Origin of the sequence: Pseudomonas aeruginosa, assembly GCF_001457615.1 — a bacterium.
Classification (GTDB): domain Bacteria; phylum Pseudomonadota; class Gammaproteobacteria; order Pseudomonadales; family Pseudomonadaceae; genus Pseudomonas; species Pseudomonas aeruginosa.
Window position 1 is genome coordinate 6,290,380 of sequence record NZ_LN831024.1, and the last position, 26,600, is coordinate 6,316,979.

The following is a 26,600-nucleotide window of genomic DNA, read 5'->3' on the forward strand; positions in this document are numbered from 1 at the left end:
GTCCGCCGCACGGACCGGGGCTACGGAGAAACGGGCCTCACTCGGGCAGTACGCCCTTCTCCTTGTAGAAGCGCTCGGCGCCGGGATGCAGCGGAATCGGCAGGTTCTTCGCCGCCTTGTCCAGGGCGATGTCCTTGGCGGCAGCATGGGCGGTGACCAGGCGCGGCAGGTTGTCGAACATCAGCTTGGTCATCTGGTAGGCCAGCTCGTCGCTGACCCCGGAGTGGCTGACCAGGATATTGTCGATCGCCACCGTCGGCACGTCCTGCTCCTGGCCATCGTAGGTGCCGGCGGGAATGCTCGCGGCGTGGTAGGCCGGGCTGTCGATCTTCGCCACCACGTCCGCCGGGATCGCGACGAAGGTGATCGGCATGGTCGAGGCCAGGTCGCGGATGGCCGCCATGCCCAGGCCGGAGGATTGCAGCGTAGCGTCGAGCTGGCGGTTCTTGATCAGCTCCACCGACTCGGCGTAGGGCAGGTACTCCACCTTGCCCATGTCCTCGTAGCTCAGGCCGGCGGCCTTGAAGATCGCCCGGGCGTTCAGCTCGGTACCGCTCTTGGGCGCGCCCACCGAAATGCGCTTGCCTTTCAGGTCGGCCAGGGTCTTGATGCCCGAGGCTTGGCTGGCCACTACCTGGATATAGTTCGGATAGGTATTGCCGATAGCCCGCAGCTTCTTCAACGGCGCCTTGAAGCCGGCGTCGGCGACCCCGTTCCAGGCGTCGGCGACCGAGTCGCCCAGCGCCAGCGCCAGTTCTCCACGCCCGGCCTGCAACAGGTTGAGGTTCTCGACCGAAGCCTTGGTGGCCTGCACCGAGGTTTTCGCGCCCTGGATATCGTGCCCGTAGATCTGCGAGAGGCCGACCCCTATGGGGTAATAGACCCCGCTGGTGCCGCCGGTGAGGATATTGATGAAGGTCGGCGCGGCAAAGACCGCGGTACTGAAGGTCACCGTTGCGGCAAGCGTGAAAAGACCGAAGCGTCTGCTCAGCGACATGGGAAGTCTCCTGTTCTTATCGTTGTTGTCGCGCTGTCGCGGAAGCGTCCCGGCTTCCTTCGACCGCGCAGGACTTCGTGCAGACTAGACCGCCCCGCCACGCAGGACAATCAGCAAGGACCGATTGCGCGACCGGCTCCGCAAGGGAGCCGGTCGCCGGCGTTCAGGCGTACAGGTCGCGCCGCGACCAGGGCAGCTCGTGGGAGCCATCCTCGTGGGGGCGAATGGCGAGGATCTGGTGCAGGTTGATCCAGCCGCGCTTGAAGCCGTAGGCGCATCCGGCCAGGTACAGCCGCCAGATCCGCAGGGTTTCCTCGGGCACCAGGCGAGCCGCCTCCTTCAGCCTGGCTTCCAGGTTGGCGCTCCAGAAATCCAGGGTCCGGGCGTAGTGCAGACGCAGGCTTTCCACGTCGACTACTTCCAGCCCGGCTTCGCTCATCCGCGCCACCGCCAGCGACAGGTGCGGCAGCTCGCCGTGGGGAAACACGTAGCGATCGATGAAGTCGCCGGCCCCCTTGCCAACCGGGCGGCCGTCGGTGTAGCGCGAGGTGATGCCGTGGTTCATCACCAGGCCGCCGGGACGCACCGCATCGTACAGTTGCTGGAAGTACAGCCCCAGGTTGGCGTGCCCGACGTGCTCGAACATGCCGACGCTGACCACCTTGTCGAAGCGGCCATCGCGCGGCAGGTCGCGGTAATCCAGCAGCTTGAGGGTGACTCGGTCCTCCAGGCCTTCGGCCTTGACTCGCTCCCGGCCGAGCGCCAGCTGCTCCTTGCTCAATGTGATGCCGGTGACCTCGACGCCGAACTCGCGAGCGGCCAGGCGCGCCAGCCCCCCCCAACCGCAACCGACATCGAGCAGCTTCTCGCCCGGCTGCAAACGCAGCTTGCGGCACAGGTGACGGAGCTTGGCCAGTTGCGCGGTGGCGAGGTCTTCCTTGCCGGTCTCGAAATAAGCGCAGGAATAGACCATTTCCGGATCCAGCCAGAGCTGGTAGAAGTCGTTGGACAGGTCGTAGTGGTAATGGATGGCTTCGGCGTCGGTGTCCTTGTCATGGCTTTCGCGAACCGGCGGCGCGCCGCCATCGGGTTCGCCGAGCGCTTCGCTGAGGGCATCGCCGATACCGATGACCTGGCTGATCGGTCCTTCGATGTCGAGACGCTTCTCGACGTAGGCCTTGCCCAGCGCATCGAGGCTGGGATGGGTGATCTCGGTTAGCAGCGAGGGGTCGCGAATGACCATGGTTACCTGTGGATCCGGCCCCAGATCGAACGCCTGAGCATCGCCGATGCGGATCCGCAACGGCAGTTGCAGGGACAGCAACTCAGAGGGGAGCTGTGCAATCATGCCAAACCTCCTGGTCACAAGACGGGAACACTATAGTCCAGTACCTGATAGAGTTTTGCTATCGACTACTTAGCCTCCTATCTATCGATGCAAAACCCCTGAGCACTCCGATTCAGGTTAGCAGCCAGTCTGCCCATGAATAGTTGACAGTTCTGATATACAAACTTTCCCTTGCTGCAATAACGGAATGACGCATACACCCTGTCAAAGGAAGCGGAAGCGACATAAGGAATGCCGATGAACGAGACCGTATCCCTCGAAACACGCGAAGTACGCTTTCTCTCCGTGTTCGACTTCGACGGTACCCTGACATACCGAGACAGCTTCGTGCCCTTCCTGCGTTTCGCCTTCGGCAACCGGGTGTTCGTCCGCCGCATGCTGCGCATGGCAGGACCCAGCCTGGCCTATCTCTGCCGGCGTATCGACCGCGACGACCTGAAGGCGCGCCTGATCGCCACCTTCCTCACCGATGTGCCCGTACATGTGCTGGAAGAGCGGGCGCTGGCCTACCAGAATCGCTTCTGGGAAACACTGATGCGTCCCCACGCATTGACCGCGGTGGCCGACCAGGTCAGCAGCGGCAGCACCGTGACCATCTGTTCCGCCTCCCCTTCGCTGCTACTCAGGCCGTTCGCCGAGAAGCTCGGCGTGCACCTGATCGCCACCGAGCTGGAAGTGGTAGACGGCGTACTGACCGGCAGGATCGTCGGCCGCAACTGCCGGCGCGACGAGAAAGTCTGCCGCCTGGAGCGGCACTACGGTCCGCTGACCCAATACTCCCTGCGCGCCTGGGGCGACTCGCGCGGCGATACGGAACTGCTGGCGGCGGCGCTGGAGCGCTTCTGGAAACCGTTCCGCTGACCTGTTGCCGGGTATGGTCTGGTCCGAGTATCAATCCAAAGTGGGAACCAAACCGGGGCGAATGTCGCGATATCCGGCAGGAGAGCAGAATTCGGCTAACGTTCCGATAGGGTAGTTTCTCCTGCGCTCCCAAGCCCGGGCGGTTCCGCTTGCGGCGATACTCCGAAGCCTTCTTCGATGAAATCGTGCACTGGCGCCCGGAATCTCGCTTCGTTCCCTTCTTTTCTCCCCGCCGTTCCCGCACCAGCCACACAACCATCCCTTCCATAGCCCGAGCGGTTCATCCCTGGCCCTGGCGCCGGCTCCGCGAGCCGGCGCCCCCTTGGCGTTCGTCCGCTCATTCAGCCAAAGAGAACATCATGAACCAGAAAATTTCCCCGCCTCCACAGAAGCTCGACGGCCTGTTCCTGCTGGCCCTGTCGATGGCCGTGTTCTTCGTCGGCGTGACCGAGTTCATGCTGTCCTCCATGCTCGGGCCGCTGGCGCAGGCGTTCCACACCACTACCAGCGGCGCCGCCTGGCTGATCTCCAGCTACGCGTTCTCCTATGCGATCGCCGCGCCGTTGCTGGGCTACTTCTCCGACCGCATGCAACGCAGGAAGCTGCTGCTGCTCGCCCTGATCCTCTTCGCCGTCGATACCCTGGCCATCGTCATCGCCCCGACCCTGGAAATTGCCGTTGTCCTGCGGGTAATCGGGGGCATCGCCTCGGCAATCATCATTCCGACCACCTTCGCCCTGGTCGCGGAGGTGGTCGCCCCGCAAAGACAGGCCGGTGCCATGGGCCAGGTGATGCTCGGCATGACCCTCGGCATTGCCGCCGGCCCGGCACTGGCCGGCCTCCTCTCGGACTTCTTCGGCTGGGCGACGCCCTTCCTGATGGTCTCGTGCGGTTGCGTGCTGGTCTTCCTGATGGCGCGCCAGCGCCTTCCCGTGCAAGCCGTGGCACCGCGCGCCGAGGGCCACGCGCTGGGCTGGTGCAGGCAATGGAGCATCCTCAGGCCACTGATCGCCAAGGGGGCCTGGAACGGCACCGGGGTCGCCGGCCTGCTTCTCTCGGGAGAGGTGCTGCGCCAGCGCTACGGCTTCAGCACCGCGCAGATAGGCGTCAGCATCGCCGCCTTCGGCGTGGGCCTGGCCGTGGGCAACCTCGCCGCGGGTTACCTGCGGCGCTACCTGAAGCGCGACGAAGACATGCTCCTGCTGGTGCTGGCGCTCCTGGTGCTATCGATGTCGACCTTCATGCTCCTGCCGCTACCGTTGCCCGTGGCGCTCTTCTGCCTGGGCGCCTGGGGCACCGCGCTGGGCCTGGGCGCGCCGGCGGGCACGGTGGTACTCGCCTCGCGCTCCGGGCCGGACAAGGGCATGGTGCTGTCGTTCGCCGAGACGTTCAACAACATCGCCATTCTCGCCAGCGTGCCCCTGGCTGTGCGACTGCTGGAGCTGAAGGGGCCGCCCGCCACCCTGTGGGTATTGGGCATCGGCCTGGGCATCGGCGCCTGGTTCACCGTGCTGGACTGGTTCGCCAGCCGCAGGAGCGACGAAGCGCTGCCGTTGCGCGATTGACGGCGAGCGCCGGGGCCGCATGCCTGCCCCGGCTTCTCGGGCACGCGGCCGGCGTTACTCGACGGTGACCGACTTGGCCAGGTTGCGCGGCTGGTCGACGTCGGTGCCCTTGAGCACGGCGACATGGTACGAGAGCAATTGCAACGGGATGGTGTAGAGGATCGGCGAGAGCACGTCGCCGATGTGCGGCATGCCCACCACATGGGTGCCCTCGCCAGCCTCGATGCCCGCGCCTTCGTCGGCGAACACCACCAGTTCGCCGCCGCGGGCGCGGACTTCCTGCAGGTTCGACTTGAGCTTCTCCACCAGCTCGTTGTTCGGCGCCACGGTAACCACCGGCATGTCGCTGTCCACCAGCGCCAGCGGGCCATGCTTGAGTTCGCCGGCCGGGTAGGCTTCGGCATGGATATAGGAAATTTCCTTGAGCTTCAGCGCGCCTTCCAGGGCCACCGGGAACTGCGCGCCACGGCCGAGGAACAGGGTGTGGTGCTTCTCGGCGAACAGCTCGGAAACCTTCTCCACCGTCCGGTTCATCGCCAGCGCCTCGCCCAGCCGGGTCGGCAGGCGACGCAGTTCGTCCACCAGCTCGGCTTCGACGCCATCGGCCAGGCGCTTCTGCACCTGGCCGATGCCCAGGGTCAGCAGCAGCAGGGCGACCAACTGGGTGGTGAAGGCCTTGGTCGAGGCCACGCCGATTTCCGGGCCGGCCTGGGTCAGCAGGGTCAGGTCGGATTCGCGCACCAGCGAACTGGTGGCAACGTTGCAGATCGCCACGCTGGAGAGGAAGCCCAGCTCCTTGGCGTTGCGCAGGGCAGCCAGGGTGTCGGCGGTCTCACCGGACTGGGAGATGGTGACGAACAGGCAATCCGGCTGCACCGCGACCTTGCGGTAGCGGAACTCGCTGGCGACCTCCACCTGGCAGGGAATCCCGGTCAGGCTTTCCAGCCAGTAACGGGCGACCATGCCGGCGTGGTAACTGGTGCCGCAGGCGACGATCTGCACGTTGCGGACCTTGGCGAACAGCTCCGCCGCCTGCGGACCGAAGCTTTCAACCATTACCTGGTTCTGCCCGAGGCGGCCTTCCAGGGTACGCTGCACGACGCTGGGCTGCTCGTGGATTTCCTTGAGCATGAAATGCCGGTACTCGCCCTTGTCGGCGGCTTCGGCGCCTTCGTGGTACTGCACGGTCTCGCGCTGCACGTCGTTGCCCTGGACATCCCACAGGCGCACGCTGTCGCGACGGATCTCGGCGATATCGCCTTCTTCCAGGTAGATGAAGCGGTCGGTCACCTGGCGCAGCGCCAGTTGGTCGGAAGCGAGGAAGTTCTCGCCAAGCCCGAGGCCGATCACCAGCGGGCTGCCGCTGCGAGCGGCGACGATGCGGTCCGGCTGCGCCGCGCTGATCACTGCCAGGCCATAGGCCCCGTGCAATTCCTTGACCGCGTCCTTCAGCGCCAGGGTCAGGTCGCCGATGGACTGCAGCTTGTGGTGCAGCAGGTGGACGATGACCTCGGTGTCGGTCTGCGAGGTGAACACGTAGCCCAGCCCCTTGAGCCGCTCACGGAGAGGTTCGTGGTTCTCGATGATGCCGTTGTGCACCACCGCCAGTTCGTCGCTGGAGAAATGCGGGTGGGCGTTGCCTTCGGTTGGCGCGCCGTGGGTCGCCCAGCGGGTATGGGCGATGCCCAGGCGGCCGAGCAGCGGCGTACCGGCCAGGCCTTCCTCCAGGCTGGCGACCTTGCCGACCCGGCGGCAGCGCTGCAGCCTGCCTTCGTTATCGAAGACCGCCACGCCGGCGCTGTCGTAGCCGCGATACTCGAGGCGCTTGAGGCCTTCGATAAGGATGGGGGTGATGTTGCGCTCGGCGATCGCGCCTACGATTCCACACATGGGGTCTTTCTCCTTTCAGGCCTCGACCGGGGTGCAGATCAGCGTGACGCCCCGGGCGGTTATCTGTTCGCGCGCGGAAGGTTCCAGGCGCTCGTCGGTAATCAGGGTATGGATGCTGCTCCAGGGCAATTCCTGGTTGGGAATGCGCCGACCGACCTTGTCGGCCTCGGCCATGACGATCACCTCGCGGGCGACCTCGGCCATCACCCGGCTCAGGCCCAGCAATTCGTTGAACGTGGTCGTCCCGCGTTCGAGATCGATGCCGTCGGCACCGATGAATAGTTGGTCGAAGTCATAGGAACGCAGCACCTGCTCGGCAACCTGCCCCTGGAACGACTCGGAATGCGGATCCCAGGTCCCCCCGGTCATCAGCAGCACCGGCTCGTGCTCCAGTTCGCGCAGGGCGTTGACCACGTTCAGCGAGTTGGTCATCACCACCAGGCCCGGCTTGTGCCCGAGTTCGGGGATCATCGCCGCGGTGGTGCTGCCACTGTCGATGATGATCCGCGCATGCTCGCGGATGCGCGCCGCGGCGGCGCGACCGATAGCCTGCTTGTAGGGCGAGACGGGCTGCGCAGCTTCACCGATCAGTTCCTGCGGCATCGGCACCGCACCGCCGTAGCGACGCAACAGCAGGCCGTGGCTTTCCATGGCGGCGAGGTCCTTGCGGATGGTCACTTCCGAGGTGGAAAAGCGCTTGGCGAGTGCGTCCACGCTGACCTCGCCCTGCTCGGAAAGCAGCGCGAGGATGGCATGGCGACGTTGCGGCGTATTACGTTTCGAGATCACTTAAGTTTCGTTTCGAAAGAAAAGTGTGCGAATCAAAACTTATCCGGCGCTTCTCGTCAATGACTTTTCATCGGCTCGGCAGCACCGTATCGGGATCGAGATAGAACATCTTCTTCCAACCCTGGGTGCTGTCGTCGGCCAGCCAGGGATAGGGCAGCAAGGTGATGATCGCGTAGTGCAGGTGGGCCGGCTTGCCGCGCGCGTTGCCGGTGGTGCCGACCGTACCCAGGCGGGAACCGGCAAGGACCGGCTGGCCCGGATAGGCGTCGAGGCTATCGAGATGGGCGTAGTAATGCAGGCGCCACTTGGGCGCCAGCACCAGGACGACCTTGCCGCCGAGGGCGATCTCCCCGCGATAGAGCACCAGGCCGTAGCTGGCGGAGCGTACGGGGGTGCCGCTGCGGGCGAAGATGTCGATGCCCTTGTGCACTCCGGAGCGCCCCCAGGGCTCGAACCAGAAGGTTCGCGGATTCCAGTCGCGGGCACTGGCGCCTTCGACGGGTATCCGCGGCCATTCGGGCAGCACCGCCCAGGCTATGAGCAGCCCCAGCACGATCCGTTTCGCAGGCTTCGGCATCCGTGCCGCTCCGTTACTTCTTGATTTTTTCCGGGCGCTTCCAGTTTTCCAGGTTCTTCTGCCGGGCGCGGCCGAAGGCCAGGTTCTTCGCCGGAACCTCATGGGTGATGGTGGAGCCGGCCGCGGTCGTCGCGCCATCGCCGATCTTCAGCGGCGCCACCAGCGAGTTGTTCGAGCCGATGAACACATCGTCGCCCAGCTCGGTGCGGAACTTGTTCGCGCCATCGTAGTTGCAGGTGATGGTGCCGGCGCCGATGTTGCAGTTGGCGCCCAGCTCGGCATCGCCCAGGTAGCTCAGGTGGCCGGCCTTGCTGCCCTCGCCCAGGCGGGCATTCTTCAGTTCGACGAAGTTGCCGACATGGGCCCGAGCGCCGAGCACGCTGCCCGGACGCAGGCGGGCAAACGGACCGGCATCGCTACCCTCGCCCAGCTCCGCGCCTTCCAGGTGGCTGTTGGCCTTGATCACCGCGCCACGCCGCAGGACGCTGTCGCGAATCACGCAGTTCGGTCCGATGCGCACGTCGTCCTCGATCACCACGCGGCCTTCCAGCACCACATTGACGTCGATCAGCACGTCGCGGCCGACCGAGATTTCGCCACGGACATCCAGGCGCTGCGGATCGAGCAGGGTCACGCCCTGGCGCATCAGCTCCTCTGCGCGCATGCGCTGGTAGTGACGCTCCAGCTGGGCCTGTTGCATGCGGTCATTGACGCCCTGCACTTCCATCGCGTCCAGCGGTTGGGCGCTGGCCACCACCAGGCCGTCGCCGACCGCCATGGCGATCACGTCGGTCAGGTAGTACTCGCCCTGGGCGTTGTCGTTGGACAGGCGGCCGAGCCAGTCGGCAAGGCGCTTGCCCGGCACCGCGAGGATGCCGGTGTTGATCTCGCCGATCTGGCGCTGCGCCGGGGTCGCGTCCTTGTGCTCGACGATGGCCTGCACCGCGCCCTGGTCGTCACGGACGATGCGGCCGTAGCCGGTGGGGTCGAGCATGTCGACGGTGAGCAACGACAACTGGTCCGGGGTGACTTGCGCCAGCAGGCGCTGCAAGGTGTCCAGCTGGATCAGCGGCACGTCGCCGTAGAGGATCAGCACCTGGTCTGCACTGAGGAACGGCAGGGCCTGGGCCACCGCATGGCCCGTACCGAGCTGTTCGGCCTGGAGCACGAAATTCAGGTCGTCGGCGGCCATCCGCTCACGCACCAGATCCGCGCCGTGGCCGATCACCACGTGGATCCGTTCCGGCTGCAACTGGCGCGCGCAGTCGATGACGTGGCCGAGCATCGGCTTGCCGGCAATGGGATGGAGGACCTTGGGCAGGGCCGAACGCATGCGGGTGCCCTGGCCGGCGGCGAGAATCACGATTTCAAGGGACATGGACTGAACTACCGTTCCTGGTGGTCACAGGCAAAACCTGTGAGTGAAGATGCAAAACGAAAAAAGGGTAGCCCACAGGCTACCCTTTTCCCTGACACCGCTAGAAGTACCGGCTGGAAATCAGCCGCCGAACTTCTTGCGCAGTTGCTGGACGGTGCGCAGCTGGGCTGCGGCTTCGGCCAGACGCGCGGCAGCGGCGCTGTAGTCGAACTCGGCGCCCTTGCCCTGCAGCGCCTTTTCGGCAGCCTTCAGGGCTTCCTGGGCGGCCGCTTCGTCGAGGTCGCCGGCACGAACCACGGTGTCGGCGAGGACCTTGACCATGTTCGGCTGGACTTCGAGGAAACCGCCGGAGATGTAGTACACCTCCTGCTCGCCGCCCTGCTTGACCAGGCGGATGGGGCCCGGTTTCAGGTCGGTGATCAGCGGCGCGTGGCCCGGGGCGATACCCAGGTCACCCAGAGCGCCGTGCGCGATAACCATCTCGACCAGGCCGGAGAAGATCTCCGCCTCGGCGCTGACGATGTCGCAATGGACTGTTATGGCCATACGCTTGCCTCACATGAGCGCCCGTCGCCGGGCGCACAGGATTACAGTTTTTTGGCTTTCTCGACCGCTTCTTCGATACCGCCGACCATGTAGAACGCCTGCTCCGGCAGGTGATCGTAGTCGCCGTTGAGAATGCCCTTGAAGCCAGCGATGGTGTCCTTCAGGGAAACGTACTTGCCCGGCGAACCGGTGAAGACTTCCGCTACGAAGAACGGCTGGGACAGGAAGCGCTGGATCTTACGAGCGCGCGCCACCAGCAGCTTGTCGGCTTCGGACAGTTCGTCCATGCCCAGGATCGCGATGATGTCCTTCAGCTCCTTGTAGCGCTGCAGAACATACTGGACGCCGCGAGCGGTGTCGTAGTGATCCTGGCCGATCACCAGCGGATCGAGCTGGCGAGAGGTGGAGTCCAGCGGGTCGACCGCGGGGTAGATACCCAGCGAGGCGATGTCACGGGACAGTACGACGGTCGCGTCCAGGTGGGCGAAGGTGGTCGCCGGGGACGGGTCGGTGAGGTCGTCCGCGGGAACGTATACGGCCTGGATCGAGGTGATCGAGCCTTTCTTGGTGGAGGTGATGCGCTCCTGCAGAACGCCCATCTCTTCGGCCAGGGTCGGCTGATAGCCCACCGCGGACGGCATACGGCCCAGCAGTGCGGATACTTCGGTACCGGCGAGGGTGTAACGGTAGATGTTGTCGATGAACAACAGAACGTCACGGCCTTCGTCACGGAACTTCTCGGCCATGGTCAGGCCGGTCAGTGCGACGCGCAGACGGTTGCCCGGCGGCTCGTTCATCTGGCCGTATACCAGGGCTACCTTGTCCAGTACGTTGGAGTCCTTCATCTCGTGGTAGAAGTCGTTACCCTCACGAGTACGCTCGCCCACACCCGCGAACACGGAATAACCGCTGTGCTCGATGGCGATGTTACGGATCAGTTCCATCATGTTGACGGTCTTGCCCACGCCGGCGCCGCCGAACAGGCCTACCTTGCCGCCCTTGGCGAACGGGCAGACCAGGTCGATCACCTTGATGCCGGTTTCCAGCAGCTCGTTGCCGCCAGCCTGGTCGGCATAGGACGGAGCTTCGCGGTGGATGCCCCAGCGCTCTTCTTCGCCGATGGGACCGGCTTCGTCGATCGGGTTGCCCAGTACGTCCATGATCCGGCCCAGGGTCGCTTTACCGACCGGCACGGAGATGGCAGCACCAGTGCTGTCCACGTTCAGGCCACGCTTGAGGCCTTCGGTGGAACCCATCGCAATGGAACGAACCACGCCGTCGCCCAGCTGCTGCTGGACTTCCAGGGTGGTTTCAACGCCCTGAACCTTCAGGGCTTCATAGATGCTCGGCACGGCATCGCGCGGGAATTCCACGTCGATCACGGCGCCGATGATTTGAACGATACGTCCGCTACTCATGTCTGGTTCCTCTGAATTTTGAACCTGTTCTTACACCGCGGCAGCGCCGCCGACGATTTCCGAGATTTCCTGGGTGATCGCCGCCTGACGCGCCTTGTTGTAGATCAGCTGCAAATCGCTGATCAGCTCGCCGGCGTTGTCGGTAGCGTTCTTCATTGCAATCATCCGGGCCGCCTGCTCACAGGCGTTGTTCTCAACCACGGCCTGGTACACCTGGGATTCCACGTAACGCACCAGCAGCCCGTCGAGGAGCGACTTGGCGTCGGGTTCGTAGAGATAGTCCCAGTGGTGCTTCAGCTCCTGATCGTCATCGGCCACCAGCGGAATCAGCTGTTCCACGGTCGGCTTCTGGGTCATGGTGTTGACGAACTTGTTGGAGACCACGAACAGGCGATCGATACGGCCTTCGAGGTATGCGTCGAGCATCACCTTGACACTGCCGATCAGGTCGTTGATCGAAGGCTCTTCGCCGAGGTGGCTGATAGCTGCCACGACGTTGCCGCCGAAACTGCGGAAGAACGAAGCGCCCTTGCTACCGATCACGCAAAGGTCGATTTCTGCCCCTTGCTCGCGGTAGCCGCTCATGTCCTTGACGAGGGACTTGAACAGGTTGATGTTCAGACCGCCGCACAGACCACGGTCACTGCTCACCACGATGTAGCCGACGCGCTTGACTTCACGCTCGACCATGAACGGGTGACGGTATTCCGGGTTGGCGTTGGCCAGATGGCCGATCACCTGGCGAATACGCTCCGCGTAGGGACGGCCGGCCGCCATGCGCATTTGTGCCTTGCGCATCTTGCTCACCGCCACTTTTTCCATGGCATTGGTGATCTTTTGCGTGCTTTTGATGCTCGCAATCTTGCTGCGAATCTCTTTTGCGCCTGCCATTTGACACCTATCGGGTTAGCAGGCGGGAGCCTCGCGGCTCCCGCTGCGGCTTACCAGGTTTGGGTGGCCTTGAACTTCTCGATGCCGGCCTTGATGCCCGCGTCGATTTCGTCGTTGAAGTCACCTTTCTCGTTGATCTTCGCCAGCAGAGCGGCATGCTCGCGCTGGAAGTAGGAGATCAACGCCTGCTCGAAGCTACCGACCTTGGCGATTTCGACGTCCTGCAGGAAGCCACGCTCGGCGGCATACAGGGACAGCGACATCTCGGCGATCGACATCGGCGCGTACTGCTTCTGCTTCATCAGCTCGGTAACGCGCTGACCATGCTCCAGCTGCTTGCGGGTCGCTTCGTCCAGGTCCGAGGCGAACTGGGCGAAGGCCGCCAGTTCACGGTACTGGGCCAGAGCGGTACGGATGCCGCCGGACAGCTTCTTGATGATCTTGGTCTGGGCCGCGCCACCTACGCGGGATACCGAGATACCGGCGTTGACGGCCGGACGGATACCCGAGTTGAACATGGCGGATTCCAGGAAGATCTGGCCGTCGGTGATCGAGATCACGTTGGTCGGAACGAACGCGGAAACGTCGCCTGCCTGGGTCTCGATGATCGGCAGCGCGGTCAGCGAGCCGGTCTTGCCGGTCACGGCGCCGTTGGTGAACTTCTCGACATACTCTTCGGAAACGCGGGAAGCGCGCTCCAGCAGACGGCTGTGGAGATAGAACACGTCGCCCGGGTAGGCTTCGCGGCCCGGCGGACGGCGCAGCAGCAGGGAGATCTGGCGATAAGCCACGGCCTGCTTGGACAGGTCGTCGTAGACGATCAGGGCGTCTTCGCCGCGATCGCGGAAGTATTCGCCCATGGTGCAACCGGAGTACGGCGCCAGGTATTGCAGGGCGGCGGACTCGGAAGCGCTGGCGGCGACCACGATGGTGTTGGCCAGGGCACCGTTCTCTTCCAGCTTGCGTACGACGTTGGCGATAGTGGACTGCTTCTGGCCGATGGCCACGTAGACGCACTTAATACCGCTGTCTTTCTGGTTGATGATGGCGTCGACCGCGAGGGCGGTCTTGCCGATCTGGCGGTCGCCGATGATCAGCTCGCGCTGGCCACGGCCTACCGGGATCATGGCGTCGACCGACTTGTAGCCGGTCTGTACCGGCTGGTCTACCGACTTACGCCAGATCACGCCCGGAGCGACCTTCTCGACCGCGTCGGTGGCCTTGGCGTCGATCGGACCCTTGCCGTCGATCGGATTGCCCAGTGCGTCGACTACGCGACCCAGCAGTTCCGGACCGACCGGAACCTCCAGGATGCGCCCGGTGCACTTGGCGTTCATGCCTTCGGCGAGGCCCTGGTATTCACCCAGGACCACGGCACCCACGGAATCCTGCTCCAGGTTCAGCGCCATACCGTAGACGCCGCCCGGGAACTCGATCATCTCGCCGTACATGACGTCGGCCAGACCGTAGATGCGCACGATACCGTCGGACACGCTGACGATGGTGCCTTCGTTTCGTGCTTGGGAGGCGACGTCGAGTTTCTCGATGCGCCCCTTGATGATTTCACTAATTTCGGAAGGATTGAGTTGCTGCATGCCGCTGCCCCTTCAAACTCAAGATTTCAACGCTTCGGCCAGTTTCGCGAGCTTGCCGCGCACCGAGCCATCGATTACCAAGTCACCGGCGCGAATGATCACGCCGCCGATCAGGCTCGCGTCTTCCGACGCATGTAGCCGCACTTCGCGACTGAGCCGGGCGCTGAGAGCCTTGGCGAGTTTGTCCTGCTGTTCTTTGCTCAAGGTGAAGGCACTGGTGACTTCTACCTCGACCGACTTTTCCTGCTCGGCCTTCAACTGCTCGTACATCTCAGCGATGGTCGGCAGCAGTTCGAGCCGCTTGTTCTCAGCCACAGTCCGGACGAAGTTCTGGGCTGGTGCATTCAGCTTGTCGCCGCACACATCGATCAGGCTCTGGGCCTTGGCCGAAGAGGTCAGCTGAGGCTCTTTGAGCAGCTGGCGCACGGTGTCGTCCTGCGACACTGCGGCCAGCACACCCAGCGCAGCCGACCAATCGGCCAGTTGCTGATGAGCCTGGGCGTACTCGAAAGCCGCCTTTGCGTAGGGACGAGCCAACGTGGTCAGTTCTGCCATAGCGCCCTCGCTTAGATCTCGGCTGCCAGTTTGGAAACCAGCTGCTCGTGCGCGTTTGCGTCGATCGAAGCACCCAGGATCTTCTCTGCGCCGGTGACGGCCAGGGCACCCACTTGGGCACGCAGGGCGTCCTTGACGCTGTTCAGTTCCTGTTCGATTTCCGCTTGGGCCTGGGCCTTCAGGCGTTCGCCTTCGGTACGGGCCTGGTCGCGGGCTTCATCGACGATCTGGTTAGCGCGTTTCTTCGCCTGTTCGACGATTTCGGCTGCCTGAGCCTTGGCTTCGCGCAGTTGCTGGCCCGCTTTCTCATGAGCCAGCTCCAGATCACGAGCCGCGCGGTTGGCAGCGTCCAGGCCGTCAGCGATCTTCTTCTGACGCTCTTGCAGAGCCGCGATGACCGGAGGCCACACGAACTTCATGCAGAACAGCACAAAGATGAAGAACGCAACGGACTGGCCAATCAGGGTTGCATTAATGTTCACGCCAACACCTCGCTCGTTCGTTGTCCGTCAAACACTCAAATCGAATGATTCGAGTGATTAGCCGGCGATTTGACCAACGAAGGGATTCGCGAAGGTGAAGAACAGGGCGATACCCACACCGATCATGGTCACGGCGTCCAGCAGGCCGGCGACGATGAACATTTTCACCTGCAGCATCGGAACCATTTCAGGCTGACGAGCTGCGCCTTCCAGGAACTTGCCACCCAGCAGACCGAAACCGATGGCGGTACCCAGGGCACCCAGGCCAATCAGCAGAGCAACGGCGATAGCAGTCAGTCCAACTACAGTTTCCATTTTTCCTCCCGACTTTTTGTCGTGTTGGTTAAAGGTTGAAGCGAATCGATTAATGGTTGTCTTCGTGCGCCATCGACAGGTAGACGATGGTCAGCATCATGAAGATGAAGGCCTGCAGGGTGATGATCAGGATGTGGAACACAGCCCACGCCCAGTTCAGGGCTACGCCCAGGGCACTCAGCAGGAACATTCCGCTACCGAACATGACGGCGATCAGAATGAAGATCAGTTCGCCGGCATACATGTTGCCGAACAGACGCAGCGCCAGCGAAACCGGCTTGGCGATCAGGGTCACGAACTCGAGCAGGAAGTTCACCGGAATCAGCAGGATCTGAACGACGATGTTCTTGCTGCTGAAGGGGTGCAGGGTCAGTTCACCGAGGAAGCCGCCGATGCCCTTGACCTTGATGCTGTAAAAGACGATCAGGGCGAACACCGAGATCGACAGGCCGAGGGTGGCGTTCGGGTCGGTGGTGGCCACCGCGCGGAAGAACAGGTGCTCGTCGCCGGTGATCTTCGCGGCCAGCATCGGCAGGTAGTCCACCGGTACCAGGTCGATCAGGTTGAGCAGGAAGATCCAGACGAACACGGTCAGGGCCAGGGGCGCGATCAACGGGTTCCGCCCGTGGAAGGTGTCCTTGACGCTGGTGTCGACGAACTCGACCATCACCTCGACGAAGTTCTGCAGTCCACCCGGCTGGCCGCTGGTGGCCTTCTTGGCCGCCAGGCGGAAGATGAACAGGAACACCACGCCGAGCAGTACCGACCAGCCCAGGGTGTCTACGTGGAATGCCCAGAAGCCCATTTCCTTGGCTTGCTCGGCGGTGTGGGCGAACCCCCAATCACCATTAGGCAGACGCCCGAAGGTCAGGTTCTGCAAGTGGTGCTGGATGTAACCCGAAGCGGTTTCTGCTGCCATGTTTGCCTCAATCGCTCTAAGGTCTTGTAAATGTTTTTCCCATCAGCAGGGGTGCGCACCAGCTGACCATCAGGGTCAGCAGATAGACACCGAACAGAGCCGGCGCCATCAGTGGCTTCACGCCTGCGAACGTCAGTGCGAAGAGCACCGCCGTCAGAATCAGTTTCCCGGCTTCGCCCGCATAGAAAGAGCGAACGATTTCCCGGGCAGCCCGCGCTCCGCTGAAACGGAACGCCTTGTAGGCGAAATAACAATTCGGCAACCAGGCGATCATCCCTCCCAGCAGTCCGGAATATCCGGCTACCGGTCCCCAAGAAATCCACAGGGAGATCGCAGCAACAAGCACTACTACCAGTTGGACGAGCAGCAATCTGAATGCCGGCAGGCGACTTGGCATGCGGGACTCCATCGCGCTCTCAGTCTTCTGGTGTCGGCACTGCCAAATCAACGACTTGGCATAAAAAGTGCCCACAAAATAGCGCGCAGAGTATAGGGGGGGAGTCCCCCCTGTTCAACTGGCTGGTAGTGATTTCCGACTACCCGCTACAACCCAAAGTGTGTCAACGGATGTGGGCGAGAACGCCCTGCAGTTCATCCAGGGAGCTGTAGCGGATGACCAACTGTCCCTTGCCCTTCTGACCATGCCGGATCTGCACCGAAGCGCCCAGGCGCTCGGCCAGGCGCTGTTCCAGGCGGGCGATGTCCGGGTCGCTCTTGACCGGTCCCGCAGGCTTGCCCGGGGCATGCGTCCACTGCCGAACCAGGGCTTCGGTCTGACGTACGGTCAGCCCATGTGCGACAACATGTCGCGCCCCTTCCACCTGCCGTTCTGCCGGCAGACCGAGGAGCGCACGGGCATGGCCCATCTCCAGGTCGCCATGGGAAAGCAGGGTCTTGATCTCTTCCGGCAGGCCGATCAGGCGCAGCAGGTTGGTAATGGTCGCGCGCGACTTGCCGACCGCTTCCGCGACCTGCTGCTGGGTCAGCTGGAACTCCTGCTGCAAGCGCTGCAGGGCAGCGGCTTCCTCGATCGGGTTAAGGTCCTCGCGCTGGATGTTCTCGATCAGCGCCATGGCGATGGCCGCTTCGTCCGGCACGTCGCGCACCAGCGCCGGGATCTTTTCCAGTCCGGCCTGCTGGCTGGCCCGCCAGCGCCGCTCGCCGGCGATGATCTCGTAGCGGCCATTGGCGATCGGCCGCACCACGATGGGCTGCATCACGCCCTGGGCCTTGATCGACTGCGCCAGTTCCTCCAGCGCCTGAGGGTCCATGTCGCGACGCGGCTGGTACTTGCCGCGCTGCATCAGGTCGAGGGGGATCTGCTGCAACTCGCGGCGGTCGGCCTGTACGGCTTCCTCCTGCAGTTTGGCGGGACTCGAGCCGCCCAGCAGGGCATCGAGCCCGCGTCCCAGTCCACGTTTCTTGGCTGCCATGCGGGTTCCTTATGCGGTTGCGGCGCGGCCTTGGGCGCGCTGGCGGCGGACCAGCTCGCCGGCCAGCGCCAGGTAGGCGATGGCGCCGCGGGATTGCTTGTCGTAAACCAGCGCCGGCATGCCGAAGCTGGGGGCTTCGGCGAGGCGCACGTTACGCGGGATGACGGTGCTGTAGAGGGTGTCGCCGAAATGCTCCTGCAACTGCGCGGAGACATCATTGGTCAGGCTGATGCGCGGATCGTACATGGTCCGCAACAGACCCTCGATCTTCAGCGTCGGGTTGAGCAACTGGCCGATGCGCTGGATGCTGTTCATCAGGTCGGTCAGCCCCTCCAGCGCGTAGTACTCACACTGCATGGGGATGATCACGCCGTCGGCGGCGGTCAGCGCGTTGACGGTGAGCATCGACAGCGACGGCGGGCAGTCGATGAGGATGTAGTCGTAGTTCTCGCGGATCGGCGCCAGCGCGTTGCGCAGGCGATTTTCCTTCATGTCCATTTCCAGCAGCACCACTTCCGCGGCGGTCAGGTCGCGGTTGGCCGGCAGCAACTGGTAGCCGCCGTGTTCGGAGAACTGCATGGCCTCGGCGAGGTTGCACTCGCCGGTGAGCACGTCGTAGATGGAGTGCTCCAGGTTGTGCTTGTCGATGCCGCTGCCGGTGGTGGCGTTGCCCTGGGGATCCAGGTCCAGCAGGAGGACGCGGCGCTTGGTCGCCACGAGGGAGGCCGCGAGGTTGATACAGGTCGTGGTCTTGCCGACACCGCCTTTCTGGTTGGCGATCGCGAATACCTTAGCCATGGTTATCCCTGTTCCCCCTCATGCTGTGCGCCGCAGTATCAGCAGATGCCGCTGACCTTGGCAACCGGGTACCGCCAGCGCGTGCTCGGCTTCGACCCGGAAATCCTCCGGGAGTGCCGCCAGCTCTTCGTTCGGATGCACGCCCTTCATCGCCAGCCAGCGGGTTTCCTGGCCACCGAGGTGGCGGGTCCAGTTGGCGAAGTCCTCCAGGCTGCTGAAAGCGCGGGAAACGATGCCATCGAAGGGGCTCTCGGGACGGAAGGCTTCCACCCGGCTGTGCACGACTTCGAGGTTGGCCAGCTTCAGCTCGAGCTTCACCTGGGTCAGGAAGCGGGTCTTCTTGCCGTTGCTGTCGAGCAGGGTCAGGCGCTTTTCCGGGAACAGGATGGCCAGCGGCACGCCGGGCATGCCGCCGCCGCTGCCGACATCCAGCCAGTTATCCCCAGCCTCGGCATAAGGCACGATGCTCAGGCTGTCGAGCAGGTGGCGCGAAACCATCTCGTCCGGGTCGCGTACGGCGGTCAGGTTGTAGGCCTTGTTCCATTTGATCAGCAGGGCCAGGTAGGCCAGCAGCTGGCGTTGCTTGTCGGCGTCGAGGGCGACGCCTAGCTCGTCAGCACCGCGCGCGAGTTCGTCGGCGTGGTGTTGGGTTACCGCAGACATCAAGCGCTCTGCTCCAGTTGGCGGCCAGAGGCACGCTTCTTCAGGTGGATCAACAACAGCGAAATCGCAGCCGGCGTGACGCCGGGGATCCGCGAAGCCTGTCCGAGGGTTTCCGGACGGGCCTGGTTCAGCTTGTTCTGGATTTCCTTCGACAGGCCGGAAATCCCCAGGTAATCGATATCCACAGGCAGGCGGGTATCTTCGCTGGCGCGCAGACGGGAGATTTCCTCCTGCTGGCGGTCGATGTAGCCGGCGTACTTGGTGCGAATCTCCACCTGCTCGGCCACCTGGGGGTTATCCACAGCGTTGCCGGTGATCTCCACCAGGCCGGCGTAATCGATCTCGGGGCGGCTCAGCAGGTTGAGCAGATTGTATTCATGGGTCAGCGGCGTACCGAAGCGCTCGGCGATGGCGTCGCCCTGCGGGGTATTCGGCCGCACCCAGGTGCTCTTCAGCCGCTGTTCCTCGCGTTCGATACCTTCGCGCTTGGCTTCGAAGGCAGCCCAGCGCCGATCGTCGACAAGGCCCAGCTCGCGTCCCTTCTCGGTGAGACGCAGGTCGGCGTTGTCCTCGCGGAGGATCAGGCGGTATTCCGCCCGCGAGGTGAACATGCGGTACGGCTCCTGGGTGCCGAGCGTGATCAGGTCGTCCACCAGCACGCCGATGTAGGCCTCGTCGCGGCGCGGGCACCAGCTGTCCTTGCCTTGCGAACGCAACGCAGCATTGGCGCCGGCCAGCAGGCCCTGGGCGCCAGCTTCCTCGTAGCCGGTGGTGCCGTTGATCTGGCCGGCGAAGAACAGGCCGCCGATGACCTTGGTCTCCAGGCTGTACCTGAGATCGCGGGGATCGAAGAAGTCGTACTCGATCGCATAGCCCGGCCGCACGATGTGGGCGTTTTCCATGCCACGGATGGAACGCACGATCTGCAGTTGCACGTCGAACGGCAGGGACGTGGAAATGCCGTTGGGATACAGCTCGTGGGTCGTCAGGCCTTCCGGCTCGAGGAAGACCTGGTGGCTTTCCTTGTCGGCGAAGCGATGGATCTTGTCTTCGATCGAAGGGCAGTAGCGCGGGCCGATGCCTTCGATCACACCGGAATACATCGGCGAACGATCGAGGTTGGCGGCGATGATCTCGTGGGTCCGGGCGTTGGTATGGGTGATCCAGCAACTGACCTGCTCGGGATGCTGTTCCTTCGAACCGAGGAAGGACATCACCGGGATCGGCGTGTCGCCCGGCTGCTCGGTCATCACCGAGAAGTCCACGCTGCGCCCGTCGATCCGCGGCGGCGTACCGGTCTTCAGCCGGCCGACCCGCAGCGGCAATTCACGCAGACGCCGCGCCAGTGCGATGGACGGCGGGTCGCCGGCGCGTCCGCCTGAGTAGTTCTCCAGGCCGATGTGGATAAGTCCGCCGAGGAAGGTGCCGGTAGTCAGGACCACGTTGTCGGCATGGAAGCGCAGTCCCATCTGGGTCACTACGCCGCGGACCTGATCCTGCTCGACGATCAGGTCGTCGCAGGCCTGCTGGAATATCCACAGGTTCGGCTGGTTTTCCAGTGTATGGCGGATAGCGGCCTTATAGAGCACGCGATCGGCTTGTGCACGAGTGGCGCGCACTGCCGGCCCCTTGCGGCTGTTAAGGATGCGGAACTGGATACCGCCCTTGTCGGTGGCTTCGGCCATGGCGCCGCCAAGGGCGTCGATTTCCTTGACCAGATGGCTCTTGCCGATGCCGCCGATGGCGGGGTTGCAGCTCATCTGCCCCAGGGTTTCCACATTGTGGGTCAACAGCAGGGTTTTCACACCCATGCGCGCAGCCGCGAGTGCGGCTTCGGTGCCTGCATGGCCACCGCCGATCACGATTACGTCAAAACGGGTAGGGAAATCCACCACGCACCTCGGCCTGTTCAGAAGCAGGAATTCAGGAAAGCCGGACAGTATAAGGATTTAGCGAACCTGAATGAAGACTCCTGGACAAAAAATAGCCAATCCAGATCGAGGGAGCAAAACGGCTCGGCGGGCTTACAAAAAATAAAAGGAAAGGAATGTTTATATCTTTTTAGAACTTGTGTTTATTGCTTAGCAGCGGCTTTTCTGTTGATAAGTACGTCGAGCCCAGTAAAGACATAGCCTGTAGCGAATGATAAGGCTGTCCCAAACCCTATCTGGGCCCTGTTGATAAGCGTTTTTTAGCTGTGGATGGAATGGCTCGTTATCAACATGTGGAGTTATGCACAGAGCTTCGGCGGGTTTATCTACCCTCCTGTCCCTGGGGTTTTCCACAGGTTTCAGGCGAGCGTATCCGGGCCGCGGCAGGACCGCAGCCAGGTAGGAGAAGGAGATGGAAAGGCGTGGGAAAGGCTCAGTCGTTGCCGCTTTCCAGCGTATCGATGGATGACGACAGGCGCTCGAAGCGGCGCTTGGCGGAGACCTGGAAATCCCGCTCGGAGCCCTCGTTAGCGGGTTTGCGCAGCAGTAGCCGAGCACTGAGCCCGCTAGAGCGGTCGTAACTGCCGAACCAGTCGATCATCTGTCCGACCTGGCATTCGCCGCCGAGCCACACCGCCAGGTTGGCTACGATCTCCATGCTGTAGTGTCCGAGTGCTCGCCGTGGGACGCCTTGGGAGCCGAAGGCGAGGGCCCCGCCTGGCCGGTATCGACGGAGTCCAGGGTCTGCAACAGCTCTTTTCGCAGAATCTCTTCCAGGCTTGTGGATAAACCGCTTACCGGGTTGACTTGCGTGCACGGAACGTCCCGGCGCGTGGCGATAGCGCCAGGCGAGACAACGGGATAGATACGCCGTTCGAGAGGGGCGAGCAGATAGAGATTGACCACAGCGCAGCGCCTTCGCGGACGCCGGATCGGAGCGCGGTGCCTGTGCATAAACCTCTCCCAGGTGGATATCCATCCCATGCAGACCGACATCGGCGCAGATGGTTTTCTCGGGGACGAAGCGGCGCGCCGGCAATCCATGCCTGCGTGGTTGAGTGCCGGCGGCAAGGGGCACAGTGAAAGGAAAGTACGCAGAACCGGAGCGAACCTTGCCCTGGTTATCCACAACTCGGCGTGGGCCGAGCCCCATTACTTGCCGATGCAGAAACTCGAGAAGATGCGACCCAGCAGGTCGTCGGGGGTGAATGCGCCGGTGATTTCGCCCAGGTGCTGCTGGGCCTGGCGCAGATCCTCGGCCAGCAGTTCGCCGGCGCCATTGTGGATAAGTTGGCTGTGGCCATGCTCCAGCGCCTGCCCTGCCAGGCGTAGCGCTTCCAAGTGGCGCCGGCGGGCGCTGAAACCGCTTTCCGCGGTCTGTTCGAAGCCCATGCAGGCCTTCAGGTGTTCGCGCAGCAGCTCCAGGCCGGCGCCGGTGCGCGCCGAGAGGGTGATGGTGACGTGGCCGTCCGCGCTTTCCTCGAGGCCAATGGACTCTGTGGACAAATCCGCCTTGTTGCGGATCAGGGTGACCTTGCCCGGTTCCGGTCGCTGGTCGAGAAACTCCGGCCATAGGGAAAACGGGTCCGCTGCTTCCGGGGCGGTGGCGTCCACCACCAGCAGCACGCGATCGGCTTCGCCGATGGCTTTCAGCGCACGTTCCACGCCGATCTTTTCCACATGGTCCTCGGTATCCCGCAGGCCTGCGGTGTCCACCACATGCAGGGGCATGCCATCGATGTGGATATGTTCGCGCAATACATCGCGGGTGGTGCCGGCTATGTCCGTGACGATGGCCGCCTCGCGACCGGCCAGGGCATTCAGCAGGCTGGACTTGCCGGCATTCGGTCGTCCGGCGATGACCACGGTCATGCCGTCGCGCAGCAGGGCGCCTTGGGAAGCTTCGCGCTGCACTGTGGATAATTCTGTGCGTACTTTTTCCAGAAGCCCCAGTACATGGCCATCGGCGAGGAAGTCGATTTCTTCCTCGGGGAAGTCGATGGCGGCTTCGACATAGATGCGCAGGGAAATCAGTTGCTCGGTCAATGCATGTACCCGGCGTGAGAATTCGCCCTGCAGGGAACGCAATGCATTGCGCGCGGCCTGCTCCGAGCTGGCCTCGATCAGATCGGCGATGGCTTCGGCCTGGGCCAGGTCGAGCTTGTCGTTGAGGAACGCGCGCTCGCTGAACTCGCCCGGTCGCGCCTGGCGGGCGCCCAGTTCCAGACAACGCTGCACCAGCAGGTCGAGTACCACGGGGCCGCCGTGCCCCTGCAGTTCGAGTACGTCTTCGCCGGTGAACGAGTTCGGGCCGGGGAAATACAGTGACAGGCCTTCGTCGATCACCTGCCCACCGGCATCGAGGAACGGTCCGTAATGCGCATGCCGGGCTTTCAGCTGGCGTCCGCTCACGGCCACGGCCATCTGTCCGGCGAGAGGTCCGGAGACGCGGACGATTCCCACGCCGCCGCGGCCCTGGGCGGTAGCGATCGCGACGATGGTTTCGGTGGCGGCTTGCATGTGGATATCTCCGGATAGCAAGACGCCCCTCGAGGGGGCGTCTTGTTGTGGACAGTTTTCGCGATAGACGTCAGGCGGTCTTCGCGGCTGCTTCGATCTTGCGGGTAATGTACCACTGCTGTGCGATCGACAGGCAGTTGTTGACTACCCAGTACAGCACCAGACCGGCTGGGAACCAGAGGAAGAAGAAGGTGAAGATGATCGGCATCAGTTTCATCACCTTGGCCTGCATCGGGTCCGGCGGGGTCGGGTTGAGCATCTGCTGGATCAGCATGGTGCCGCCCATGACGATCGGCAGGATGAAGAACGGATCCTTCACCGACAGGTCGGTGATCCAGCCGAGCCACGGCGCCTGGCGCATTTCCACGCTTTCCAGGAGTACCCAGTAGAGGGAGAGGAAGACCGGCATCTGGACCAGGATCGGCAGGCAGCCGCCCAGCGGATTGATCTTCTCCTTCTTGTACAGCTCCATCATCGCCTGGGACATCTTCTGCCGATCGTCGCCGTGCTGTTCCTTGATCGCCTGCATCTTCGGCGACACCGCGCGCATGCGCGCCATCGAACGGTAGCTGGCGGCGGACAACGGGAAGAAGGCCAGCTTGATCAGGACGGTCAGGGCGATGATCGACCAGCCCCAGTTGCCGATCAGGCTGTGGATATGTTGCAGCAGCCAGAAGATCGGCTGGGCGATGAACCAAAGGAAACCGTAGTCGACGGTCAGTTCCAGGCCCGGGGAGAGTTCCTTCAGGTGCTTCTGGAGTTTCGGGCCGGCATACAGGGTCAGGTCGGTTTCCACCTTGCTACCCGCCGGAACGCTCAGGGTCGGGCCGGTGAAACCGACGATGTAGTTGCCCTGGCCGTCCTTGCGGGTCATGACCTGGTGCTGCTCGCCCTTGGTCGGAACCCAGGCGGTCACGAAGTAGTGTTGCAGCCAGGCGACCCAGCCACCCTGCACGGACTCCTTGAACTGTTCCTTGTCCATGTCCTTGGTGGAGATCTTCTTGTACGGCGAATCCGGGGTCCAGACCGCGGCGCCGAGGTAGGTGGACACCCCGGTGGCGGTGGTCGAGGACGGGTCGGCGCTGCCGTCGCGCTTGAGCTGGGCGAACAGGTTGCCGCTCCAGGTCTTGCCGCTCTGGTTGTCGATCAGGTAGCTGACGCCGACCTGATAGGCGTTTTCATTGATGCACTCGATCTTCTTCTGGGCCTTTTCCTTGTCCGAGCAATCGGCTTTCAGGCCACGGTGGAAGGTGAAGCGCTTGATGTAGTTGACACCGTCGTGGCTGAAGCTCAGGTCCACGACCAGTTCGTTCTGGCCGTCGGCCAACTGGTAGCTGCTCTGCGCACTGTGGAACAGCGGGCGGCCGGCGCTGCTGGCGTCCGGGCCGTCGGCACCGGTGAGGCCGCTCTGCGCCAGGTAGGTACGTTCGCGACCGTTGTCGAACAGCGGGAACGGCACGTCCGGACGGTCCAGGCGGCGCGGATACTGCAACAGGCCGAGCTGGACGATATCGCCGCCACGGGGATCGATGGCCAGGTCGAGGACGTCGGTCTTCACCTGGATCAGCTTGTCGCTGACCGCAACCGGCTTGTCGGCGGCTTCGCTGCCGGCCGCGCTGCTCTGGGCAGTGGGAACGTCACTGCTGGTGCCCGAGGCGGACGGAGTGTCCGGCAGGCCTTGCGTGGTGTTCATCGAAGCGCTGGCGGCGGGCAGCTCAGGCTGACCGTAATCCTTGTTCCACTGGAGAACCAGCAGGTAGGACACGACTGCAAGGGCGACGATGAGAATCGAGCGTTGAATGTCCATGGTTACTCGGCCATCGAGAAAGGGCGGTGCTTGAAGGAAACTGACAGTAGCAGATCGCGGCTACGGGATTGCCAGTGATGGAGCCGAGTGGAGGAAACCGCACTCGGGCGACCATTGCGTCGCGGGCCATGCTGCGCGATAGCCTCGTACGCTAGGGAAGTACAACTTGGCTGGGAACGACGGTGCCGGGTCATCGAAGGGGGGATGACACTACAGGGATCGGGATGCGCGGGCATCGACCTATGCATGAGTACCGTCGGCCACGCCAGGGGCGTCAGCAGGGCTTTCCGTGCGAGGTCGATTGCGCAACAGGCGTTTCCAGAGCTTGCCGAACTGCTGGTGCAGCTCCGGATTTTCCAGTTCGCCCAGGCCTTTGCGCGCGATCACCACGATATCCCAGCCAGCCAGGGTTTCCTGGTTATGGCGGAACGATTCGCGGATCAGGCGTTTGAGGCGATTGCGCTGGACGGCGAGCTTGACGTTCTTCTTGCCGATCACCAGGCCCAGGCGGGGGTGATCGAGACCGTTCTCGCGCGCCAGCAGCAGGACGTGCTTGCCGGGGACCTTGCCGGTCGGAGAGTCGAAGACTGCGCTGAATTGCCGGGCTGTCAGTAGACGCTTGTCCCGGTCGAAGTCCCGACTCACCACCCGTACCGGATAAATCAGACGGTCAGACGCTTACGGCCTTTGGCGCGACGACGCGACAGAACCTGACGGCCGTTCTTGGTGGCCATACGGGCGCGGAAACCGTGGACGCGAGCGCGCTTGAGGGTGCTGGGTTGGAAAGTACGTTTCATGATTCGGTACCTGGGTTGACGACTTGAGGTCGCAGTGACCCCGTTTAAAGAGACCGGCGATTCTAGTGAAATCGAACGGGCAGGTCAATTTCCAACCAGCGATGACGTAATAGATAGATACAAGGAAGTCATTTTTCTTTTAAAGGATAGAAACGGTTAATGCTCTTGGGACGGCGCTTTTCTGTGCATAACTCGATGAAGCCCAGCAATTGCGTGTTTCTCCGGCAGGCAAAAGGTTGTCGAGAACCGGTGTCGAGGCTGTTTCCTTCCTGAGCGAAGCCTGGGGATGAACGAGATGGTTATCCACAGCGGTTTTTTCCACACGGCTGTGCGCAGGGATGTACCCCCTTCAAAGCAAGGGTTATCCACAAAGTCCAGGACGACCGTCCGTCGGCCTGCCTGCTTTTATTAAGGTCTTGATTTGCTTGGGGCCTCAGCGCATCGGCATGTGGATAAGTCCGGCCCGTCCGGCTACAATAGGCGCTTATTTCGTTGTGCCGCCTTTCCAATCTTTGGGGGATATCC

26 protein-coding genes are annotated in these 26,600 nt (G+C 63.1%); 2 read left to right on the plus strand and 24 right to left on the minus strand.

The genetic code is table 11. From position 1 onward, the window contains the following. Positions 1-37: 37 nt before the first annotated feature. Positions 38-997 (minus strand): TAXI family TRAP transporter solute-binding subunit, encoded by a 960-nt coding sequence (locus AT700_RS28860; protein ID WP_003097103.1) that lies wholly within the window; start codon positions 995-997, stop codon positions 38-40. Positions 998-1,160: 163 nt separating this feature from the next. Next, positions 1,161-2,345 carry a C17 cyclopropane fatty acid synthase CfaB gene (cfaB, locus tag AT700_RS28865; protein ID WP_003099645.1) on the minus strand — a complete coding sequence of 395 codons (1,185 nt, stop codon included), beginning with the start codon at positions 2,343-2,345 and terminating at the stop codon, positions 1,161-1,163. A 237-nt stretch (positions 2,346-2,582) separates the two neighbouring features. Here cfaB and AT700_RS28870 point away from each other — a divergent pair, with 237 nt between their 5' ends. Continuing rightward, positions 2,583-3,206 (plus strand): HAD-IB family phosphatase, encoded by a 624-nt coding sequence (locus AT700_RS28870; protein WP_003099642.1) that lies wholly within the window; start codon positions 2,583-2,585, stop codon positions 3,204-3,206. A gap of 359 nt (positions 3,207-3,565) precedes the next feature. Then, entirely contained in the window at positions 3,566-4,771 is a 1,206-nt protein-coding gene (locus tag AT700_RS28875) for an MFS transporter (protein ID WP_034041584.1), read from the plus strand. Between the two features lie 54 nt (positions 4,772-4,825). Here AT700_RS28875 and glmS read toward each other — a convergent pair whose 3' ends face one another. The 22 genes from glmS to rpmH all read right to left on the minus strand — a co-directional run bounded on the left by glmS (position 4,826) and on the right by rpmH (position 26,075). Beyond that, positions 4,826-6,661 carry a glutamine--fructose-6-phosphate transaminase (isomerizing) gene (gene glmS, locus AT700_RS28880; protein WP_003097120.1) on the minus strand — a complete coding sequence of 612 codons (1,836 nt, stop codon included), beginning with the start codon at positions 6,659-6,661 and terminating at the stop codon, positions 4,826-4,828. A 15-nt stretch (positions 6,662-6,676) separates the two neighbouring features. Then, a complete protein-coding gene (locus AT700_RS28885; RefSeq protein ID WP_003100226.1) occupies positions 6,677-7,450 on the minus strand; it encodes a DeoR/GlpR family DNA-binding transcription regulator in 774 nt (257 codons plus the stop codon). A 67-nt stretch (positions 7,451-7,517) separates the two neighbouring features. Next, positions 7,518-8,027: a M23 family metallopeptidase gene (locus tag AT700_RS28890; RefSeq protein ID WP_003114652.1), complete on the minus strand. Its 510-nt coding sequence runs from the start codon at positions 8,025-8,027 to the stop codon at positions 7,518-7,520. Positions 8,028-8,040: 13 nt separating this feature from the next. Further along, complete coding sequence (gene glmU / locus AT700_RS28895; protein ID WP_019681591.1) at positions 8,041-9,405, minus strand: bifunctional UDP-N-acetylglucosamine diphosphorylase/glucosamine-1-phosphate N-acetyltransferase GlmU; 1,365 nt, start codon at positions 9,403-9,405, stop codon at positions 8,041-8,043. 120 nt (positions 9,406-9,525) lie between these two features. Continuing rightward, on the minus strand, positions 9,526-9,951 hold the full coding sequence (locus AT700_RS28900) for a F0F1 ATP synthase subunit epsilon (protein WP_003097128.1): 426 nt from the start codon (positions 9,949-9,951) through the stop codon (positions 9,526-9,528). Positions 9,952-9,992: 41 nt separating this feature from the next. Further along, positions 9,993-11,369: a F0F1 ATP synthase subunit beta gene (gene atpD, locus AT700_RS28905; RefSeq protein ID WP_003097130.1), complete on the minus strand. Its 1,377-nt coding sequence runs from the start codon at positions 11,367-11,369 to the stop codon at positions 9,993-9,995. Between the two features lie 30 nt (positions 11,370-11,399). After that, positions 11,400-12,260: a F0F1 ATP synthase subunit gamma gene (atpG, locus tag AT700_RS28910; RefSeq protein WP_003097132.1), complete on the minus strand. Its 861-nt coding sequence runs from the start codon at positions 12,258-12,260 to the stop codon at positions 11,400-11,402. Between the two features lie 50 nt (positions 12,261-12,310). Continuing rightward, positions 12,311-13,855, minus strand: a complete 1,545-nt coding sequence (gene atpA / locus AT700_RS28915; RefSeq protein WP_003097134.1) for a F0F1 ATP synthase subunit alpha — start codon at positions 13,853-13,855, stop codon at positions 12,311-12,313. Between the two features lie 18 nt (positions 13,856-13,873). Beyond that, a complete protein-coding gene (locus AT700_RS28920) occupies positions 13,874-14,410 on the minus strand; it encodes a F0F1 ATP synthase subunit delta (protein WP_003097135.1) in 537 nt (178 codons plus the stop codon). Positions 14,411-14,421: 11 nt separating this feature from the next. Beyond that, positions 14,422-14,892 carry a F0F1 ATP synthase subunit B gene (locus AT700_RS28925; RefSeq protein WP_003100235.1) on the minus strand — a complete coding sequence of 157 codons (471 nt, stop codon included), beginning with the start codon at positions 14,890-14,892 and terminating at the stop codon, positions 14,422-14,424. 57 nt (positions 14,893-14,949) lie between these two features. Further along, positions 14,950-15,207: a F0F1 ATP synthase subunit C gene (gene atpE, locus AT700_RS28930; protein WP_003097235.1), complete on the minus strand. Its 258-nt coding sequence runs from the start codon at positions 15,205-15,207 to the stop codon at positions 14,950-14,952. Positions 15,208-15,256: 49 nt separating this feature from the next. Next, positions 15,257-16,126, minus strand: a complete 870-nt coding sequence (atpB, locus tag AT700_RS28935; RefSeq protein ID WP_003100237.1) for a F0F1 ATP synthase subunit A — start codon at positions 16,124-16,126, stop codon at positions 15,257-15,259. A gap of 16 nt (positions 16,127-16,142) precedes the next feature. Continuing rightward, positions 16,143-16,523: a F0F1 ATP synthase subunit I gene (locus AT700_RS28940; RefSeq protein WP_003118473.1), complete on the minus strand. Its 381-nt coding sequence runs from the start codon at positions 16,521-16,523 to the stop codon at positions 16,143-16,145. A 163-nt stretch (positions 16,524-16,686) separates the two neighbouring features. Next, positions 16,687-17,559 (minus strand): ParB/RepB/Spo0J family partition protein, encoded by an 873-nt coding sequence (locus AT700_RS28945; protein ID WP_003100240.1) that lies wholly within the window; start codon positions 17,557-17,559, stop codon positions 16,687-16,689. Between the two features lie 9 nt (positions 17,560-17,568). Next, on the minus strand, positions 17,569-18,357 hold the full coding sequence (gene soj, locus AT700_RS28950) for a chromosome partitioning protein Soj (protein ID WP_048521749.1): 789 nt from the start codon (positions 18,355-18,357) through the stop codon (positions 17,569-17,571). An 18-nt stretch (positions 18,358-18,375) separates the two neighbouring features. Beyond that, on the minus strand, positions 18,376-19,020 hold the full coding sequence (rsmG, locus tag AT700_RS28955) for a 16S rRNA (guanine(527)-N(7))-methyltransferase RsmG (protein WP_003100242.1): 645 nt from the start codon (positions 19,018-19,020) through the stop codon (positions 18,376-18,378). Next, positions 19,020-20,912, minus strand: coding sequence for a tRNA uridine-5-carboxymethylaminomethyl(34) synthesis enzyme MnmG (gene mnmG, locus AT700_RS28960; protein WP_003114649.1), 1,893 nt, complete (start codon positions 20,910-20,912; stop codon positions 19,020-19,022). Before mnmG ends, rsmG begins: the two co-directional genes overlap by 1 nt. 472 nt (positions 20,913-21,384) lie before the next feature. Then, positions 21,385-21,609 carry a hypothetical protein gene (locus AT700_RS30355; RefSeq protein ID WP_023115680.1) on the minus strand — a complete coding sequence of 75 codons (225 nt, stop codon included), beginning with the start codon at positions 21,607-21,609 and terminating at the stop codon, positions 21,385-21,387. 494 nt (positions 21,610-22,103) lie between these two features. Continuing rightward, positions 22,104-23,471, minus strand: coding sequence for a tRNA uridine-5-carboxymethylaminomethyl(34) synthesis GTPase MnmE (gene mnmE, locus AT700_RS28970; protein ID WP_003100248.1), 1,368 nt, complete (start codon positions 23,469-23,471; stop codon positions 22,104-22,106). Between the two features lie 70 nt (positions 23,472-23,541). Then, entirely contained in the window at positions 23,542-25,278 is a 1,737-nt protein-coding gene (gene yidC / locus AT700_RS28975; protein ID WP_003097255.1) for a membrane protein insertase YidC, read from the minus strand. Positions 25,279-25,518: 240 nt separating this feature from the next. Further along, a complete protein-coding gene (gene rnpA / locus AT700_RS28980) occupies positions 25,519-25,926 on the minus strand; it encodes a ribonuclease P protein component (protein WP_003100251.1) in 408 nt (135 codons plus the stop codon). Positions 25,927-25,940: 14 nt separating this feature from the next. Next, positions 25,941-26,075, minus strand: coding sequence for a 50S ribosomal protein L34 (gene rpmH, locus AT700_RS28985; RefSeq protein ID WP_003100258.1), 135 nt, complete (start codon positions 26,073-26,075; stop codon positions 25,941-25,943). Positions 26,076-26,600: the final 525 nt, after the last annotated feature.

Coding starts and splice junctions, on each gene's coding strand:
- AT700_RS28860 (WP_003097103.1), bottom strand. CDS start 997: ATGTCGCTGAGCAGACGCTTCGGTCTTTTCACGCTTGCCGCAACGGTG.
- cfaB (WP_003099645.1), bottom strand. CDS start 2,345: ATGATTGCACAGCTCCCCTCTGAGTTGCTGTCCCTGCAACTGCCGTTG.
- AT700_RS28870 (WP_003099642.1), top strand. CDS start 2,583: ATGAACGAGACCGTATCCCTCGAAACACGCGAAGTACGCTTTCTCTCC.
- AT700_RS28875 (WP_034041584.1), top strand. CDS start 3,566: ATGAACCAGAAAATTTCCCCGCCTCCACAGAAGCTCGACGGCCTGTTC.
- glmS (WP_003097120.1), bottom strand. CDS start 6,661: ATGTGTGGAATCGTAGGCGCGATCGCCGAGCGCAACATCACCCCCATC.
- AT700_RS28890 (WP_003114652.1), bottom strand. CDS start 8,027: ATGCCGAAGCCTGCGAAACGGATCGTGCTGGGGCTGCTCATAGCCTGG.
- glmU (WP_019681591.1), bottom strand. CDS start 9,405: ATGTCCCTTGAAATCGTGATTCTCGCCGCCGGCCAGGGCACCCGCATG.
- AT700_RS28900 (WP_003097128.1), bottom strand. CDS start 9,951: ATGGCCATAACAGTCCATTGCGACATCGTCAGCGCCGAGGCGGAGATC.
- atpD (WP_003097130.1), bottom strand. CDS start 11,369: ATGAGTAGCGGACGTATCGTTCAAATCATCGGCGCCGTGATCGACGTG.
- atpG (WP_003097132.1), bottom strand. CDS start 12,260: ATGGCAGGCGCAAAAGAGATTCGCAGCAAGATTGCGAGCATCAAAAGC.
- atpA (WP_003097134.1), bottom strand. CDS start 13,855: ATGCAGCAACTCAATCCTTCCGAAATTAGTGAAATCATCAAGGGGCGC.
- AT700_RS28920 (WP_003097135.1), bottom strand. CDS start 14,410: ATGGCAGAACTGACCACGTTGGCTCGTCCCTACGCAAAGGCGGCTTTC.
- atpE (WP_003097235.1), bottom strand. CDS start 15,207: ATGGAAACTGTAGTTGGACTGACTGCTATCGCCGTTGCTCTGCTGATT.
- atpB (WP_003100237.1), bottom strand. CDS start 16,126: ATGGCAGCAGAAACCGCTTCGGGTTACATCCAGCACCACTTGCAGAAC.
- AT700_RS28940 (WP_003118473.1), bottom strand. CDS start 16,523: ATGCCAAGTCGCCTGCCGGCATTCAGATTGCTGCTCGTCCAACTGGTA.
- AT700_RS28945 (WP_003100240.1), bottom strand. CDS start 17,559: ATGGCAGCCAAGAAACGTGGACTGGGACGCGGGCTCGATGCCCTGCTG.
- soj (WP_048521749.1), bottom strand. CDS start 18,357: ATGGCTAAGGTATTCGCGATCGCCAACCAGAAAGGCGGTGTCGGCAAG.
- rsmG (WP_003100242.1), bottom strand. CDS start 19,020: ATGTCTGCGGTAACCCAACACCACGCCGACGAACTCGCGCGCGGTGCT.
- AT700_RS30355 (WP_023115680.1), bottom strand. CDS start 21,609: ATGGAGATCGTAGCCAACCTGGCGGTGTGGCTCGGCGGCGAATGCCAG.
- mnmE (WP_003100248.1), bottom strand. CDS start 23,471: ATGCAAGCCGCCACCGAAACCATCGTCGCGATCGCTACCGCCCAGGGC.
- yidC (WP_003097255.1), bottom strand. CDS start 25,278: ATGGACATTCAACGCTCGATTCTCATCGTCGCCCTTGCAGTCGTGTCC.
- rpmH (WP_003100258.1), bottom strand. CDS start 26,075: ATGAAACGTACTTTCCAACCCAGCACCCTCAAGCGCGCTCGCGTCCAC.